Raw genomic sequence first — 16,547 nt, 5'->3', positions numbered from 1 at the left:
ACTGAGAGAGAAGCCTATGTTTGGTGGAAAAGGCGGTCTGGGTAACCTGATGAAGCAGGCCCAGCAGATGCAAGAAAAAATGCAGCAGATGCAGGAAGAAGTGGCCCGTCTGGAAGTGACCGGTGAGTCCGGCGCTGGGCTGGTAAAAGTCACCATCAACGGCGCGCACAACTGCCGTCGCGTTGAGATCGACCCGAGCCTGCTGGAAGACGACAAAGACATGCTGGAAGATCTGGTGGCCGCCGCGTTTAACGACGCCGCCCGCCGCATCGAAGAAACGCAGAAAGAAAAAATGGCGTCCGTGTCCGCCGGTATGCAGCTGCCGCCAGGCTTTAAGATGCCGTTCTGATGCAGACCAGTCCGCTGTTAACGCAGCTTATGGAAGCACTGCGCTGCCTGCCGGGCGTTGGCCCGAAGTCGGCGCAGCGCATGGCGTTTACCCTGCTGCAGCGTGACCGCAGCGGCGGGATGCGCCTGGCGCAGGCGCTCACGCGCGCGATGTCGGAAATCGGCCACTGCGCCGATTGCCGCACCTTCACCGAGCAGGAGGTATGCAATATTTGCAGCAACCCTCGGCGCAAGGAAAACGGCCAGATTTGCGTGGTAGAGAGCCCAGCGGATATCTACGCTATCGAGCAGACCGGGCAGTTTTCCGGTCGCTATTTTGTGCTGATGGGCCACCTGTCGCCGCTTGACGGGATTGGGCCGGATGACATCGGGCTCGATCGTCTGGAGCAGCGTCTGCGTGACGAATCAATGCAGGAAGTGATCCTTGCGACCAACCCAACGGTGGAAGGAGAGGCGACGGCGAATTATATCGCCGAGCTCTGCGCGCAGTATGGCGTAGACGCGAGCCGTATCGCCCATGGCGTTCCGGTTGGCGGCGAGCTGGAAATGGTTGACGGCACAACGCTGTCCCACTCTCTCGCCGGGCGGCATAAGATTCGTTTTTAATCAAACGGAGGCGCTTTTCGGGGCCTCCGCTTGAAAACCTCTCCCTCTGTCCCCATCTCACCCTCAACGGTTTTTTTACCATTAACAATGGCATTGTTGAGGTTGATTTAGATGAAAGGACAAGAAACTCGTGGTTTTCAGTCAGAGGTCAAACAGCTTCTGCACCTGATGATCCATTCTCTTTACTCCAATAAAGAAATTTTCCTGCGTGAGCTGATTTCCAACGCCTCCGATGCGGCCGACAAGCTGCGCTTCCGCGCGCTGTCCCAGCCGGATCTGTACGAAGGCGACGGCGAACTGCGCGTGCGTGTTTCATTTGATAAAGACAACCGCACCCTGACCATCGCCGATAACGGCATCGGTATGAACCGCGATGAAGTCATCGACCATCTTGGCACCATCGCCAAGTCCGGCACCAAGGCGTTCCTTGAGTCCATGGGCTCTGACCAGGCGAAAGACAGCCAGCTGATTGGCCAGTTCGGCGTAGGTTTCTACTCGGCGTTTATTGTTGCCGATAAAGTCACCGTCCGTACCCGCGCGGCGGGCGACAGCGCCGAAAACGGCGTATTCTGGGAATCCGCTGGCGAAGGCGAATATACCGTTGCCGACATTAACAAAGCCGATCGCGGTACCGAGATCACGCTGCACCTGCGCGAAGGCGAGGATGATTTCCTCAACGACTGGCGCGTGCGTTCGATCATCAGCAAATACTCCGATCACATCGCGCTGCCGGTGGAAATTGAAAAAAGCGAAGAAGTGGACGGCGAAACCGTGATCTCCTGGGAGAAAATCAACAAAGCCCAGGCGCTGTGGACGCGCAATAAGTCGGAAATCAAAGACGACGAGTACAACGAGTTCTACAAGCATATTGCCCACGATTACAGCGATCCGCTGACCTGGAGCCACAACCGCGTTGAAGGTAAGCAGGAGTACACCAGCCTGCTGTATATCCCGTCGCAGGCGCCGTGGGATATGTGGAATCGCGATCATAAACACGGCCTGAAGCTGTACGTGCAGCGCGTCTTCATCATGGATGACGCCGAGCAGTTTATGCCCAACTATCTACGCTTCGTCCGCGGGCTGGTCGACTCCAACGATCTGCCGCTGAACGTGTCGCGTGAAATTCTCCAGGACAGCAGCGTCACCCGCAATCTGCGCACCGCGCTGAGCAAGCGCGCCCTGCAGATGCTGGAAAAACTGGCGAAAGACGACGCGGAAAAATATCAGACCTTCTGGCAGCAGTTTGGCCTCGTGCTGAAAGAAGGTCCGGCGGAAGATCAGGCCAACCAGCAGGCCATCGCCAAACTGCTGCGCTTCGCCAGTACCCATACCGACTCCGCCGCGCAGACCGTGTCGCTGGAAGAGTACGTCTCCCGCATGAAAGAAGGGCAGGAGAAGATTTACTATATTACCGCCGACAGCTACGCCGCCGCGAAGAGCAGCCCGCATCTGGAACTGCTGCGTAAGAAAGGCATCGAAGTGCTGCTGCTTTCCGATCGCATCGACGAGTGGATGATGAGCTATCTGACCGAGTTCGACGGCAAGCCGTTCCAGTCGGTGGCGAAAGCCGATGAGTCGCTGGATAAGCTGACGGACGAAGTGGATGAAACCACCAAAGAAGCCGAGAAGGCGCTGGAGCCGTTCGTTGAGCGTGCCAAAACCCTGCTCGGCGACCGGGTGAAAGAGGTTCGTCTGACCCATCGTCTGACCGATACGCCGGCCATCGTCACCACCGACGCGGACGAGATGAGCACCCAGATGGCGAAACTGTTTGCCGCTGCAGGCCAGGCCGCGCCGGAAGTGAAATACATCTTTGAGCTGAACCCGCTGCATCCGCTGGTAAAACGCGCGGCGGATACCCAGGATGATGCGCAGTTCGGCGAGTGGGTTGAGCTGCTGCTCGATCAGGCGCTGCTGGCCGAGCGCGGTACGCTGGAAGATCCAAACCAGTTTATCCGCCGTATGAACCAGCTGCTGGCGTCGTAATCTTTACCCTCACCCTAACCCTCTCCCGCTGGGAGAGGGTATCAAACCGCACGATACGTAAAATATCTCACCATTAACCGTTTCAGCCGCCCCGCCTTCCTTGAGCCATCCGCGTTCTGGTGGTATGGTTTAGCGTTTTTTGAAAAATTGAATCAACTTTTGAGGGGATTTTCGTAATGCGTATTATTCTGCTTGGCGCTCCGGGCGCGGGTAAAGGAACTCAGGCTCAGTTCATCATGGAGAAATACGGTATTCCGCAAATCTCCACCGGCGACATGCTGCGTGCCGCGGTGAAGTCAGGCTCCGAGCTGGGCAAACAGGCGAAAGATATTATGGACGCCGGTAAGCTGGTCACCGACGAACTGGTTATCGCCCTGGTTAAAGAGCGTATTACTCAGGAAGATTGCCGCAACGGTTTCCTGCTGGACGGCTTCCCGCGCACCATTCCGCAGGCTGACGCCATGAAAGAAGCGGGCATCGCCGTGGATTACGTGCTGGAATTCGACGTTCCTGACGAACTGATCGTTGACCGCATTATCGGCCGTCGCGTTCACGCAGCTTCCGGACGCGTTTACCACATTAAATTTAATCCGCCGAAAGTTGAAGGCAAAGACGACGTGACCGGCGAAGAGCTGACCACCCGTAAAGACGATCAGGAAGAGACCGTGCGTAAGCGTCTGGTTGAATACCATCAGATGACGGCTCCGCTGATCGGCTACTATCAGAAAGAAGCGGAAGCGGGCAACACCCAATACGCGAAAGTCGATGGCACCAAAGCGGTGGCCGACGTTCGCGCTGAACTGGAAAAAATCCTCGGTTAATTCCGTTAGTTCTCATCCCGCAGCGGCGGGGTGAGAACTCCTCTCATTTTACCTTTTTCTATGATTGGTTCCGTTTAGCGCCATTTCAGCTACAATTGTCAGCGATTCAAATGGTTAAGAGGCGGTAATGCATCAGACGAAAACAGGTATCTTATTAGCCAATTTAGGCACTCCCGATGCGCCCACGCCCGACGCGGTAAAGCGCTATCTGCGACAGTTTCTCAGCGACAAGCGCGTGGTGGATACCTCCCGTCTACTGTGGTGGCCGCTGCTGCGCGGCGTGATACTGCCCCTGCGCGCCCCCAGGGTCGCTAAGCTCTATCAGTCCATCTGGATGGAAGAAGGCTCGCCGCTGATGGTCTACAGCCAGCAGCAGCGGCAGGCGCTGGCCGCGCGGCTTGCGGATACGCCGGTGGCGCTGGGGATGAGCTATGGTTCGCCGTCGCTGGAGAGCGCGGTCGATGAACTGCTGGCGCAGGGCGTGGATCACATCGTGGTGCTACCGCTCTATCCGCAATACTCCTGCTCCACCGTGGCGGCGGTGTGGGATGAGCTGGGGCGTATTCTTGCCAAAAAGCGCGCGATCCCCGGAATCTCTTTTATTCGCGATTACGCCGATGACGTGGACTATATTCACGCGCTGGCCGCCAGCGTGCGCGCGTCCTTTGCGGTGCACGGCGAGCCGGATTTACTGCTGCTCTCCTATCATGGGATCCCGCAGCGTTACGCGCAGCAGGGGGATACCTATCCTCAGCGCTGTCGCGATACCACCCGTGAGCTGGTTTCCGCCCTGGGTCTGCCGCATGACCGGGTGATGATGACGTTCCAGTCGCGCTTTGGTCGTGAGCCCTGGCTGACGCCCTATACCGACGAAACGCTGAAAATGCTCGGTGAGAAAGGGGTGAAGCATATCCAGGTTATCTGTCCCGGCTTTGCCGCCGATTGCCTGGAGACGCTGGAGGAGATTGCCGTGCAAAATCGGGAAATCTTCCTCGAGGCTGGCGGCCAGCAATATGAGTACATTCCGGCGCTTAATGCGGACACCGCGCATATTGAAATGATGGTCAACCTGACGGCGAAATATCGCTGATCGCGCGTGCGGCGGGGAGTATGCTACTATTCCCCGCTTGTTCACTGCTAATAAATCGCCACTATGAAATTTCCCGGTAAACGCAAATCCAAACACTACTTTCCCGTCAATGCTCGCGATCCGCTGCTGCAGCAAATTCAGCCGGATAATGAATCTAACGTCGCCTGGGTCGTCGGCATCGATCAAACCCTCGTTGATATCGAAGCGAAAGTGGATGAGGCGTTTATCGTACGCTACGGCCTGAGCGCCGGGCATTCGCTGGTGATTGAAGATGACGTCGCCGAGGCGCTGTACCAGGAACTGGTCCGCAACGACCTGATTACCCATCAGTTTGCCGGCGGTACCATCGGAAACACCATGCACAACTACTCGGTGCTGGCGGATGACCGCTCGGTTCTGCTTGGCGTGATGTGCAGCAATATTGAAATCGGCGGCTACGCCTATCGCTACCTGTGCAACACCTCCAGCCGTACCGATCTGAACTATCTGCAAGGGGTGGATGGCGCGATTGGTCGCTGCTTTACACTTATTAGCGACTCCGGCGAGCGCACCTTTGCGATCAGCCCCGGCCATATGAATAAGCTCCGCCCGGAAAGCATTCCGGAAAGCGTAATCGCCGGTGCTTCCGCGCTGGTGCTGACCTCCTATCTCGTCCGCTGCAAGCCGGGCGAGCCGATGCCGGACGCGACGATGCAGGCCATCGCATATGCGAAAAAGCACGATGTACCGGTGGTCCTGACCCTGGGGACTAAATACGTCATCGCCGATAATCCGGCGTGGTGGCAGGCGTTCCTCAAAGAGCACGTTTCCATTCTGGCGATGAATGAAGAGGAGGCGGAAGCGCTGACCGGGCTGTCCGATCCGCTGCTGGCTTCCGACAAGGCGCTGGAATGGGTTGACCTGGTGCTGTGCACCGCCGGGCCTGCCGGGCTGTATATGGCCAGCTTTACCGAGGATGAGGCTAAGCGCAAAACGCAGCATCCGCTGCTGCCGGGCGCGATTGCCGAGTTTAACCAGTATGAATTCAGCCGCGCGATGCGTCATCAGGATTGCGAAAATCCGCTGCGTATTTATTCGCATATCGCACCCTATATGGGCGGGCCGGAGAAGATCATGAATACCAACGGCGCGGGCGACGGCGCGCTGGCGGCGCTGCTGCACGACATCACCGCTAATAATTATCATCGCAATAACGTGCCGAACTCCAGCAAGCACAAATGCAAATGGCTGACCTATTCCTCGCTGGCGCAGGTGTGTAAATACGCTAACCGCGTGAGCTATCAGGTGCTGAACCAGCATTCACCGCGTCTGACCCGCGGCCTGCCGGAGCGTGAAGACAGCCTGGAAGAAGCTTACTGGGATCGTTAAGCGGCCGGATAAAGCTGGCCCCGGTCATCCGGGGCCGAAGCATTAACCGGTAATAAGCTCGCCGGCTGGCGGCGTTTCAAGCAGCTTAAGCATGGCGCGGGCGATTTCTCGTTCACCCATCACCACCTGGTTGGCGCCGCGTTCAACAATATATTCCACCTCATCGTCGTAATGCGCGCGCGCGATGATCTCGATATTCGGGCATTTTTCTCGCGCGGAAGCGACGATTTCCCCGGCCTCGTAGCCGTTAGGAATGGTCAGCAGCAGCCAGCGGGCGCAGTCCAGATGCGCCAGATTCATAATCTCTTCGTTGGCGGCGTTACCTAATACCGCGCGAATACCCCGCGCGCGCAGTTCGTCAACGCGGGTGCGCGACGTTTCGATAACCACCAGCGGTATCCCCTGAGCCATCAGTTTTTCACCAAGCAGGCTCCCGACGCGACCAAAACCGACCAGCAGCGCATGGTTACAGATATCAACGGGGATCTGTTTCTCATCTTCCAGCACTTCTTCCAGCGTCTGTTCGTCCAGCGTCTCCGTTTTATCGAGGTATTTTTCCAGCAGGGTAAACAGGACCGGGTTGAGCATGATGGAGATAATGGCGCCGGCAAGCACCAGGTTCTGCCCGGCCTGCGGCAGCAGATCCAGCGCCATTCCCAGACCGGCAAGAATAAAGGCGAATTCACCGATTTGCGCCAGACTGGCGGCAATGGTCAGGGCAGTGCGCGGCGAGTGGCCAAACATCCGCACCAGGAAGAAAGCGGCGGCCGATTTACCGAAAATAATGATGGCCAGCGTCGCGAGCACCGCCAGCGGCTGCTCAAGCAGGATCATCGGATCAAACAGCATTCCCACGGAGACAAAGAACAGCACGGCGAACGCGTCGCGCAGCGGCAGCGTATCGTGGGCGGCGCGATGGCTGAGTTCGGATTCATTGAGCACCATTCCGGCGAAGAAGGCGCCGAGGGCGAAGGAGACGTCAAACAGCTCAACGGCGCCGAAGGCGATGCCGAGCGCTAACGCCAGTACCGACAGGGTAAACAGCTCGCGCGAACCGGTTGCCGCGCTGCGTGACATAATCCACGGCACCAGGCGGCGGCCCACCAGCATCATAATCGCGATAAAGGCGACGACTTTACCAATGGTAATGCCCATATCGAGGGCCAGGGAAGCCAGACCCACGTCGCCTTTCTCCGTCATGCCTGCGACCGCTGGCAGCAGCACCAGCGTCAGCACCATCACCAGATCTTCAACAATCAGCCAGCCGATGGCGATTTGCCCCCGCTGGCTATCAATAAGCTGTCGTTCTTCCAGCGCGCGCAGCAGCACCACGGTACTGGCGGTAGAAAGACACAAACCAAAGACGATGCCGGTCATTAACGACCAGCCCAGCATGGCAGAGAGCGCCATGCCCAACAGCGTCGCCACGGCTATCTGGGCGATAGCGCCCGGGATGGCGATGGCCTTGACCGCCATCAAATCTTTTAAGGAGAAATGCAGACCCACGCCGAACATCAGCAGGATCACGCCAAGCTCGGCCAGCTCCGGCGCCAGCTTGGTATCAGCAACAAAACCCGGGGTAAAAGGTCCGGCCAGCACGCCCGCTAATAAATATCCCACCAGAGGAGAAATACGTAGCTTATTGGCAATCATGCCGAGAATAAAGGCGAGCACAAGGCCGCCGACAATGGTGGTGATTAGCGGTGTTGCGTGGTGCATTCCGTCTCCTTGCAGTGGTGAGCTGATCCATTTTCGGCACAAAAACCAAAAAACCGAATAATAGTTTATGACAATTTCAGTGGTTTTGTTTATGAATAATTATTGAATTTTGCAGAAAAATGGAATTGACGCCTAAAAAGGCACGGACAGCCAAATGGCAGCAGGTTATGCGGGGTAATGCCGATGGATTAAGGGATTGCGGCAGCCAAAGTTGCACTTTGGCTGCCGGATAATCACGACTTTTGGCGGTTATCAGGAAGAAATATCGTCAGAATGCCGAGAAGCGGCAGGAAAGCACAGATTTTATAGACCAGTTCGATACTGGTATGGTCAGCTAAAAGCCCCAGCACCGCGGCTCCAAGGCCGCCCATGCCAAAGGCGAAACCGAAAAACAAACCAGAAACCATGCCGATCCGCCCCGGGAGCAGCTCCTGGGCATAGACCAGAATAGCGGAAAAGGCCGAAGCGAGAATAAAACCAATAATCACCGTCAAAATACCGGTCCACTCCAGCGATGCATAGGGTAAAACGAGGGTAAACGGCGCTACGCCAAGGATAGAGCCCCAAATTACATATTTACGCCCAATCTTGTCACCAACAGGCCCGCCAATCACCGTTCCTGCCGCGACGGCAAAAAGAAAGGCAAATAGGTGGAACTGGGCATTTTGTACCGACAATCCGAACTTTTGCATCAGATAAAAGGTGTAATAGCTACTGATGCTCGCCATATAGAAATATTTCGAGAAAATGAGCATTAACAGGATGCTAACCGCCAGAATGACTTTATTTTTCGGCAGCGGATTAACCACCACCGCTTTCGGTTTACCTTTGTTCAGACGGTGCTGAGCGGCATACCAGCGGCTGATCTGCGCCAGCACGACGATCGCCAGCAGCGCCGCCAGGACAAACCAGCCGACGTTCCCTTTGCCGTAAGGCGCGATAATCAGGGCCGCAAGCAGCGGACCTAACGAGCTGCCGAAGTTGCCGCCGACCTGGAATATCGACTGCGCCAGGCCATGACGTCCGCCGGAGGCCATGCGCGCCACGCGAGAAGACTCCGGATGAAAGACCGACGATCCGGTCCCGACCAGCGCGGCAGCGAGCAGAACCATCCCGAAGCTGCCGGATATCGCCAGCAGCACCAGACCGCTCAGGGTAAAGCACATGCCAATTGGCAGCGACCACGGCATCGGGTGTTTGTCGGTCAGGTAGCCGACAACCGGCTGCAGTAGCGATGAGGCCAGCTGGAAGGTGAGGGTGATCATCCCAATCTGCACAAAGGTCAGCGAGAACTCGGCCTGGAGCAGCGGGTAGATAGCCAGAATAAGCGATTGGATCATATCGTTCAGCAAATGCGAGAGGCTGATGGCCCCGAGAATGCGAAACGAAGTGCGTGCTTTTTGCGGCGCAGCAGCAGGGCCGGATAAGGGTTGTGCGGTCTGATTCATTGCCATAGGTTCGCTTAAGTGTTTTTTATAGAGGATGCAGGTGGAATTATTATCTGCCTAACATACCTGCCGCTAAGGTTTGAAGGAAGTCGCAATTCTGAAAACATATTTGTCTAATTCGCTATCTCGCTATACTTTCGGCACTTGTTACTTTGTCAGGGAGAGAAATATGCACCTTATTAAACGAGGCGTCGCGCTGGCGCTATTTACCGCGTTATCGCTGGGGAGCCTGTCAGCGCAGGCTTATGAGCAGGATAAAACCTATAAAATTACCATCCTGCATACGAACGATCATCATGGTCACTTCTGGCGCAGCGACTACGGCGAATACGGGCTGTCGGCACAAAAAACGCTGGTGGACGGTATCCGCAAAGAGGTGGCGGACGAGGGCGGCAGCGTGCTGTTGTTATCCGGCGGCGATATCAATACCGGCGTGCCGGAATCCGACTTACAGGATGCGGAACCCGATTTTCGCGGGATGAACCTGATTGGCTACGATGCGATGGCGGTAGGCAATCACGAGTTTGATAATCCCCTTAGCGTACTGCGTCAGCAGGAAAAATGGGCGAAGTTCCCCTTCCTCTCCGCCAATATTTACCAGAAAAGCACCGGCGAGCGTCTGTTTAAGCCGTGGGCGCTGTTCAAGCGCGGCGGACTGAATATTGCGGTTATCGGCCTGACGACCGACGATACGGCTAAAATCGGCAATCCCGAGTTCTTTACCGATATCGAGTTCCGAAAGCCGGCGGAAGAGGCCAAACTGGTTATCCAGGAACTGCAGCAGAACGAAAAACCGGATGTGATTCTGGCCACCACCCATATGGGTCATTATGACAACGGCGCCCACGGCTCTAATGCGCCTGGCGACGTTGAGATGGCGCGCAGCCTGCCTGCGGGATCGCTGGCGATGATCGTCGGCGGCCACTCGCAGGACCCGGTATGCATGGCATCGGAGAATAAAAAGCAGGTGGATTATGTCCCGGGCAGCCCGTGCGCGCCGGACAAGCAGAACGGTATCTGGATCGTGCAGGCCCACGAGTGGGGCAAATACGTGGGCCGCGCCGACTTCGAATTCCGCAACGGCGAAATGAAGCTGGTGCACTATCAGCTGATCCCGGTCAACCTGAAGAAAAAGGTCACTTACGACAACGGCGAGAGCGAGCGCGTGCTCTATACGCCGCAAATCCCTGAAAGCCCGCAGATGCTCTCTCTGCTGACGCCGTACCAGAATAAAGGCAAAGCGCAGCTGCAGGTGAAAATTGGTAGCGTGAACGCGCATCTGGAGGGCGATCGCAGCAAAGTGCGTTTTGTGCAAACCAATATGGGACGTCTGCTGCTGGCGGCGCAGATGGCGCGTAGCAATGCCGATTTCGCGGTGATGAGCGGCGGCGGAGTACGTGACTCGATTGAAGCGGGCGATATCACCTATAAAGACGTGATGAAGGTACAACCCTTCGGCAACGTGCTGGTGTATGTCGATATGAGCGGTAAGGAAGTGACGGAGTATCTGACCGCGGTGGCGCAGATGAAACCCGACTCCGGCGCCTATCCGCAGTTTGCCAACGTCGGTTTTGTGGCCAAAGACGGCAAGCTTAACAATTTGACCATCAAAGGTGAACCGGTCGATCCGGCGAAGACCTACCGTATGGCGACCCTGAGCTTTAACGCCACCGGCGGCGACGGCTACCCGCATATCGATACCAAGCCCGGCTATGTGAATACCGGCTTTATCGACGCCGAAGTGTTGAAAGAGTATATCCAGAAAAACTCACCGCTCGACGCGGCAGCCTATGAGCCGAAAGGCGAGGTGAGCTGGCAGTAACGTCAGCGTAGCCCCCGGTGGCGGGGGCTACAGGTCTGAGCGGTTGTGGATTTTATAGCCGGGCAAGGCGCGTCAGCGCCGCCTCCGGGATTGTCCTCTGACGAAAATCCGTAAATTAATCGCGCCGCGCGATATCGGCGAATTTCGCCGCAAGGATCTTCGCCAGATCGCTGGCCGCCAGCTCAATATCCAGGCCGCGTTTGCCGCCGGAAATATAGATGGTGGCGAACTCCTGGGCCGGCGCGTCTATCACCGTCGGCAGACGTTTTTTCTGCCCGAGCGGGCTGATACCGCCCACCAGATAACCGGTGACCCGCTGCGCGACCATCGGGTCTGCCATATCCACTTTCTTCGCGCCTAAGGCTTTCGCCACCTTTTTCAAATCCAGCTGACCCGCTACCGGCGTCACCGCGACGGCCAGATGCTTCATGTCGCCGTTAACGGCGACTAGCAGCGTTTTATAGACCTGGTCGGCGTTGAGCCCCAGCTTGCGCACCACCTCATCGCCAAAATTGGTTTCGTGCGGATCGTGATCGTAGCTGTGGATTTGAAAACTAATTTTGTTTTTTTCGAGTAATTTTACGGCGGGAGTCATCGTTATCCTTCTTACCAACCGATTAAATGTGACATAAGCATACGCCCGACGGCTGTCTAAAAAATAGTATCATCTTGCGCAATAGTGTTGGCAGTGATGGTCACTTTGAGCGACAATCAGACGATCCGGGGCGCGAACCCCGGAATAATAATAATGATGAAATTCCTCTTTGACGGGCCAATAGAAATATTGGCCATTTTTTTACGTCAGCATATCCGGCAGATTCCCTTCCCCGTATAAATGTAGCGCCCCGACGGCAACCACGTAGCGCCCCGGCGGCAGCGCCAGCAGCGTTTCGCGCCAGGCGAGGTTGCGCTGGTGCATCAGCACGTCATACAGCGACTGGCTAAAGGTGGTCGGTAGCGAGGTTGTTCCTTGTGACGGCGGCTGTTCCAGCCACCAGCCGATCATCACCTGCAGCAGACGCGCATTCGTGCGCCAGTGGCTGAGGGTATCTTCCAGCAGCGCCAGCCCGCCGTCGGGCAGATCCCGCAGCAGCGCAATCTGACTATCGGCGCCCTCCAGCTCCATCACGCGGATATGGCTCTCGCGCGCTGCTATCAGCAGCTGATAATCAATGCCGTAGTCTGCTCTTAGCCCTAATTTTTGCGCCTGAGTCGCCTGCAATACCATCGCCACCTGCCACAGCGGCTGGTTGTCGAACAACGCGATAGACAGACCCATTTCTCCCGCACGATCTTGCAGTTCTGCAAGCTGGGATGGGCTCAGGCGTTCCGCCAGCGGCGGACAGGAGGGGAGGTTGCTGAACGGCGTTTCGCTGCCGCTAATATCCGCTTCCACAATCAGCGCATCGGCCTGGCGGATCTTTTTTAATAACCTGGCGGGCGGCGGCGACATGTCGCGGGTGCCCATATGAATACTGCCGACCAGATGTAGATAGCGCTCGCCGGGCAGGGTGATGTCCAGCGCGGGCCAGGAATAAGACGAGCCGACGGCGGCTTGCCACAGCATTTTTATTCGGTTTAACAGGCCCATACGTGCTCCGTAGTGTGAGGAAGCCATGCTAGCGCGCGGGGGGCTGGGGCGCAAGGGGACTCAACGTGCGCGACGGAAGAGGCGTTTTGCAATGTCACGAAAATAACAAAAAAATTTGATGTTCTCTTTTTTGTCATTTCTGTAATGGCGTTTTGAAATTAATTATCACTTAAAAAACAATGGTATGACTATTTATAACGTGAATTGATATGGTGTTTTTTTCTCAAATATTCCTCGATTGTGATAATAAAATAAAAAATCTGTAACAAAAAATAAACAAAACGCTTCTATATTGGCCCCTTCAATTTTTGGGGGGAGTGACATGCGTAACTGGAGTGAGCCTAAAAAGAATAAAGCCCATATCGAGCTGATCCCGATGATCGATGTGATGATGTTTCTACTGGTTTTCTTTGTCCTGATTAGCCTGAATGTGATCCCGGCTCTGGGCTTGAAAACGCAGCTGCCGTCGGCTGGCAGCGCCCAACAGCTTAAACCGCAAAAAAAAGCCATTATCACCCTCGGCGCCGACGACCAGCTGCAGCTTGATGGCCAGCCGCTGCCCCTGAATGCGCTGGTCAATACCCTGAAGCAGCAGCAGGAAAACCAAACCACCACCATTATCGTGAACAGCGATAAAGAGGTTGCGGTGGAACGCCTGATCGCCGTGATGGATACCCTGCGTCAGGGTGGTTTCTTCTCCATTTCCATTGCCACACGGAAGCAGTGATATGTACCTGCTTTATCGCTCACGTCACGTTGTTAGCTGGCTACCCGCCCTTGTCGTCGCCGGATGTTTACTGTTTGTCAGCCAGCAGGCAGTGCTGCAGGTCAAACCGCATTACGACGATACGGTCATGGAACTGTCGCTGGCTGAACCCGAACCGCCGCAGCCGGAGCCTGTCCCGGAACCGCAGCCGGAAATACCGCCGCAAATTCAACCTGAGCCGGAACCGGAGGCGGTCGCTGAACCCGTCGTTTCTGCGCCAGAACCCATTATCCAGGCCAAACCGGTTGTTAAACCGAAAGCCAAACCCAGGCCCAAACCGGTTGTGAAGGAAAAAGCGCCGAAACCGCAGGCGATCGCGGCTCCGCAGCCCGCCGCCGTTCGTCGCCCGGCGAGTAAACCGGCCCCGCCGCCTTCTCCCCCGGCGCCGAAGGCGAACGCGCAGGCGGTGGAAAACGGCTATCTGCAGGCGCTGCGCCGGGAGCTGGAGCAGCGCAAGCGCTACCCGAGCGGCCGTCAGGCTTCGCTGGAGCGCCCGCAGGGCAACGTGGAGGTCTGGCTGGAGGTTGACCGCAGCGGCAGAGTGCTGGCTTCCGGTATTGCCAGCAGGGCGCCGAACATGCTGCTCAATCGCGCTGCGCTTAGTTCCCTGCAAAGCATCAGCCAGCTGAAGCCCTTCCCTGAAGAGGCTTTTGCCGGACAAAGCAGCAAAAAATTTACCGCAACGTTTAATTATCAGGCGCCATAAGCCTAATTAATCATTTGTTTTTACAGGAAAAGAAATGAAAAACTTTAATTATTCTGGGATTGCGTTAGCCGTGGTGTCGGCCCTGTTATCGGGGGCCTCGCTGGCGGCGGAAAGCAGCGACGTGGGGGAGATTAACGTTAAGGGGCAATCGCTCGGCGGCGGTCTGATGGTGCAGGAAGACAGCGGCAAAGCGCGTTCCACCCTGACCAAAGAGGCGATGGAAAAAGCCCCCGGCGCCAGCAACGCTATCGACATGCTGAAATATACGCCGGGAATGAACGTCAACAGCAATGACGCCAGCGGCCTGAGCGGTATCGACTACACCATGCGCGGGATGAACTCGGATCAGATCGGCCTGTCGATGGACGGCATCCCGATTAACGACTCGGGCAACTATGCTGTCTACCCCAACCTGCTGGGCGACGCGGAAAACCTTGAGCAGATCTTTGTCACCCAGGGCTCTTCCGAGGCTGACGGCCCGCATATTGGTTCCAGCGGCGGTAATATTGGCCTTGTGACAAAGCGTCCCTCAAAGGAGTTTGGCGGCTTCGTCAAACAAACGCTCGGCAGCCATAACCTCAGCAAAACTTTCGCTCGTCTGGAGACCGGGGAGTACAACGGTTTTAGCAACTGGCTCTCGTACTCGCATACTGAAGCCAAAAAATGGCGCGGGGAGGGGCGTAATTATTCCGATAAGTTCGAAATGAACTCGCTGTACGAGGATGGCAACGGCAACAGCAGCAACCTGATCATGAAGTATAACCGTCAGGATAACAGCAACTATAATACCCTGAGTAAAGCGCAGTTCGAAGAAGACCCGCGTCAGGACTACTCGACCACCCCGGTCTACAACAGCAAAGGTCAACTGAGCAAATATTACAAGCTGAACCGTAATCCGTTTGAAACCTTCACCCTCTCTTTTACCCAGCGCTTACAGCTGCGCGATAACCTCGCGTTGACCGTTCAGCCCTATTACTACTGGGGTAACGGCGGCAGCTTTACCGGACAAACGGCCTCGGTGCTGTCCAATACGTCTGATACCGCCGGACAGTACGATCTCAGCAACCTGACTTCCAATACCTACTACCGGCCTTCGTGGACCCAGACCTGGCGGCCGGGCGTTACCACGAAATTGAAGTGGGATATTAACGACGAACACAGCCTGGATATTGGCTACTGGTACGAGCGCGCGCGTCAGTCGCAGACCCAGCCGTTTATTAGCATTCAGGACGATGGCAACCCGGCGAACGTTTCCGGCAAACCGGGCGGTTCCGATCAGGTTAAAGATGCGAACGGCAATACGGTACAGGGGCGTAACCAGTACACGGTGACTCCTGCGCACAAAGTATGGCTTCAGGACAGCTGGTTCGTGACGCCGGACTGGACGCTGGTGGGCGGGCTGGCTTATCAGTATGTAGAACGTAAAGGCGATAATAAAGGCAGCCTGTATAGCGCTGCGGAAAAACGCCAGGCGACCTACCATGAATTCCTGCCGAACTTTAGCATCAGCTATAAGCCGGATAGCGAAAATCAGCTGTTCTATAACCTGACGCGCAACATGCGTACGCCACCCAACTACGTGCTCTACAACGTCGGCGATTCGATCAGCACCAAACCTGAGCTGAGCTGGAACCACGAGCTGGGCTGGCGTTTTCAGCGCGAAGATATGCTGCTGAGCGCGACGCTCTTCTATATGCGCTATACCGACCGGCAGATTTCGACCACCAATGCGGATGGTGACTACGAAATGATGAACATCGGCAGCGTGGAGAGTAAAGGTCTGGAGCTGGAGTGGAGCGGTAAGCTGCCGTACAACTTCAACTACTACACCTCTTATACCTACACCCATTCCGAACAAAAAGACGACATTGTGAGCAACGGCGGACATCCGCTGCCAACAGCGGGAAAAACGGTGCCAAACGTACCGAAAAACATGCTTAACGCGTCGCTGGGCTATGACGATGGTCTCTACTACGGCAGCTTCGGCGGCAAATACGTCAGTTCGTTCTACGGCGATTTGACCAACGACGAAAAAATCGGCGGGCGCACGGTCTTTGATGTCGCCGCGGGCGTGCATCTGCCGGTGGATAAAAAGATTGTCAAAAGCGCCACCCTGCGCTTTGGCATCGATAACCTGTTCGATAAACAGTACCTGACCTCCGTCCGCTCGACGACTTTTAACGCGGCGGCTTACGACGGCGTGAAGGCCAGTACCCCGTACTACAACGTTGGCGAAGAGCGCACCTTTAGCGTCTCGCTGGAAGCAACCTTTTAAT

14 protein-coding genes are annotated in these 16,547 nt (G+C 56.1%); 10 read left to right on the top strand and 4 right to left on the bottom strand.

Going from position 1 to position 16,547, the window contains the following annotated elements:
* Positions 1–16: 16 nt before the first annotated feature.
* From GUC22_RS20470 to GUC22_RS20445, 6 genes are all read left to right on the top strand, one after another.
* Positions 17–349 (top strand): YbaB/EbfC family nucleoid-associated protein, encoded by a 333-nt coding sequence (locus tag GUC22_RS20470; protein ID WP_004129943.1) that lies wholly within the window; start codon positions 17–19, stop codon positions 347–349.
* A complete protein-coding gene (gene recR / locus GUC22_RS20465) occupies positions 349–954 on the top strand; it encodes a recombination mediator RecR (RefSeq protein WP_004129946.1) in 606 nt (201 codons plus the stop codon). The genes GUC22_RS20470 and recR overlap by 1 nt, the downstream gene beginning before the upstream one ends.
* Before the next feature lie 111 nt (positions 955–1,065).
* The gene (gene htpG / locus GUC22_RS20460; RefSeq protein WP_049085225.1) at positions 1,066–2,940 is read left to right on the top strand and encodes a molecular chaperone HtpG; all 1,875 of its coding nucleotides are present in this window, start codon (positions 1,066–1,068) and stop codon (positions 2,938–2,940) included.
* Positions 2,941–3,116: 176 nt separating this feature from the next.
* On the top strand, positions 3,117–3,761 hold the full coding sequence (adk, locus tag GUC22_RS20455; protein WP_004137951.1) for an adenylate kinase: 645 nt from the start codon (positions 3,117–3,119) through the stop codon (positions 3,759–3,761).
* Positions 3,762–3,888: 127 nt separating this feature from the next.
* Entirely contained in the window at positions 3,889–4,851 is a 963-nt protein-coding gene (gene hemH, locus GUC22_RS20450; RefSeq protein ID WP_004137949.1) for a ferrochelatase, read from the top strand.
* Between the two features lie 63 nt (positions 4,852–4,914).
* Positions 4,915–6,219: an inosine/guanosine kinase gene (locus GUC22_RS20445; RefSeq protein WP_004137947.1), complete on the top strand. Its 1,305-nt coding sequence runs from the start codon at positions 4,915–4,917 to the stop codon at positions 6,217–6,219.
* A gap of 42 nt (positions 6,220–6,261) precedes the next feature.
* Here the strand turns inward: GUC22_RS20445 and ybaL are convergent, their stop codons facing one another.
* Both ybaL and GUC22_RS20435 read right to left on the bottom strand, forming a co-directional pair.
* Positions 6,262–7,938, bottom strand: coding sequence for a YbaL family putative K(+) efflux transporter (ybaL, locus tag GUC22_RS20440; protein WP_024359017.1), 1,677 nt, complete (start codon positions 7,936–7,938; stop codon positions 6,262–6,264).
* 233 nt (positions 7,939–8,171) lie between these two features.
* A complete protein-coding gene (locus GUC22_RS20435; protein ID WP_024359016.1) occupies positions 8,172–9,392 on the bottom strand; it encodes an MFS transporter in 1,221 nt (406 codons plus the stop codon).
* Between the two features lie 163 nt (positions 9,393–9,555).
* On the opposite strand from GUC22_RS20435, the gene ushA reads away from it, so the two are divergent.
* Positions 9,556–11,208 (top strand): bifunctional UDP-sugar hydrolase/5'-nucleotidase UshA, encoded by a 1,653-nt coding sequence (gene ushA / locus GUC22_RS20430; RefSeq protein ID WP_049085219.1) that lies wholly within the window; start codon positions 9,556–9,558, stop codon positions 11,206–11,208.
* A 115-nt stretch (positions 11,209–11,323) separates the two neighbouring features.
* Here the strand turns inward: ushA and ybaK are convergent, their stop codons facing one another.
* Both ybaK and GUC22_RS20420 read right to left on the bottom strand, forming a co-directional pair.
* A complete protein-coding gene (ybaK, locus tag GUC22_RS20425) occupies positions 11,324–11,803 on the bottom strand; it encodes a Cys-tRNA(Pro)/Cys-tRNA(Cys) deacylase YbaK (RefSeq protein ID WP_049085218.1) in 480 nt (159 codons plus the stop codon).
* A gap of 201 nt (positions 11,804–12,004) precedes the next feature.
* Positions 12,005–12,799, bottom strand: a complete 795-nt coding sequence (locus GUC22_RS20420; RefSeq protein ID WP_116943818.1) for a TraB/GumN family protein — start codon at positions 12,797–12,799, stop codon at positions 12,005–12,007.
* 322 nt (positions 12,800–13,121) lie between these two features.
* Here GUC22_RS20420 and GUC22_RS20415 point away from each other — a divergent pair, with 322 nt between their 5' ends.
* The 3 genes from GUC22_RS20415 to GUC22_RS20405 are packed head-to-tail and all read left to right on the top strand — an operon-like array spanning position 13,122 to position 16,546.
* A complete protein-coding gene (locus tag GUC22_RS20415; protein ID WP_024359012.1) occupies positions 13,122–13,526 on the top strand; it encodes an ExbD/TolR family protein in 405 nt (134 codons plus the stop codon).
* A 1-nt stretch (position 13,527) separates the two neighbouring features.
* Positions 13,528–14,271: an energy transducer TonB gene (locus GUC22_RS20410; protein WP_004137935.1), complete on the top strand. Its 744-nt coding sequence runs from the start codon at positions 13,528–13,530 to the stop codon at positions 14,269–14,271.
* A gap of 34 nt (positions 14,272–14,305) precedes the next feature.
* Positions 14,306–16,546: a TonB-dependent receptor family protein gene (locus tag GUC22_RS20405; RefSeq protein ID WP_004137932.1), complete on the top strand. Its 2,241-nt coding sequence runs from the start codon at positions 14,306–14,308 to the stop codon at positions 16,544–16,546.
* The last annotated feature ends 1 nt before the right edge of the window (position 16,547 follow it).

It is taken from the genome of Klebsiella sp. MPUS7 (assembly GCF_009905335.1).
Classification (GTDB): domain Bacteria; phylum Pseudomonadota; class Gammaproteobacteria; order Enterobacterales; family Enterobacteriaceae; genus Klebsiella; species Klebsiella grimontii.
This window is presented reverse-complemented; position numbering and strand designations above follow the sequence as displayed.

What these genes read in the sequence shown, in the direction of transcription:
- hemH (WP_004137949.1), top strand. Translation starts at nt 3,889, where the DNA reads ATGCATCAGACGAAAACAGGTATCTTATTAGCCAATTTAGGCACTCCC.
- GUC22_RS20420 (WP_116943818.1), bottom strand. Translation starts at nt 12,799, where the DNA reads ATGGGCCTGTTAAACCGAATAAAAATGCTGTGGCAAGCCGCCGTCGGC.
- GUC22_RS20405 (WP_004137932.1), top strand. Translation starts at nt 14,306, where the DNA reads ATGAAAAACTTTAATTATTCTGGGATTGCGTTAGCCGTGGTGTCGGCC.
- ushA (WP_049085219.1), top strand. Translation starts at nt 9,556, where the DNA reads ATGCACCTTATTAAACGAGGCGTCGCGCTGGCGCTATTTACCGCGTTA.
- recR (WP_004129946.1), top strand. Translation starts at nt 349, where the DNA reads ATGCAGACCAGTCCGCTGTTAACGCAGCTTATGGAAGCACTGCGCTGC.
- htpG (WP_049085225.1), top strand. Translation starts at nt 1,066, where the DNA reads ATGAAAGGACAAGAAACTCGTGGTTTTCAGTCAGAGGTCAAACAGCTT.
- GUC22_RS20415 (WP_024359012.1), top strand. Translation starts at nt 13,122, where the DNA reads ATGCGTAACTGGAGTGAGCCTAAAAAGAATAAAGCCCATATCGAGCTG.
- GUC22_RS20470 (WP_004129943.1), top strand. Translation starts at nt 17, where the DNA reads ATGTTTGGTGGAAAAGGCGGTCTGGGTAACCTGATGAAGCAGGCCCAG.
- adk (WP_004137951.1), top strand. Translation starts at nt 3,117, where the DNA reads ATGCGTATTATTCTGCTTGGCGCTCCGGGCGCGGGTAAAGGAACTCAG.
- ybaL (WP_024359017.1), bottom strand. Translation starts at nt 7,938, where the DNA reads ATGCACCACGCAACACCGCTAATCACCACCATTGTCGGCGGCCTTGTG.
- ybaK (WP_049085218.1), bottom strand. Translation starts at nt 11,803, where the DNA reads ATGACTCCCGCCGTAAAATTACTCGAAAAAAACAAAATTAGTTTTCAA.
- GUC22_RS20445 (WP_004137947.1), top strand. Translation starts at nt 4,915, where the DNA reads ATGAAATTTCCCGGTAAACGCAAATCCAAACACTACTTTCCCGTCAAT.
- GUC22_RS20410 (WP_004137935.1), top strand. Translation starts at nt 13,528, where the DNA reads ATGTACCTGCTTTATCGCTCACGTCACGTTGTTAGCTGGCTACCCGCC.
- GUC22_RS20435 (WP_024359016.1), bottom strand. Translation starts at nt 9,392, where the DNA reads ATGGCAATGAATCAGACCGCACAACCCTTATCCGGCCCTGCTGCTGCG.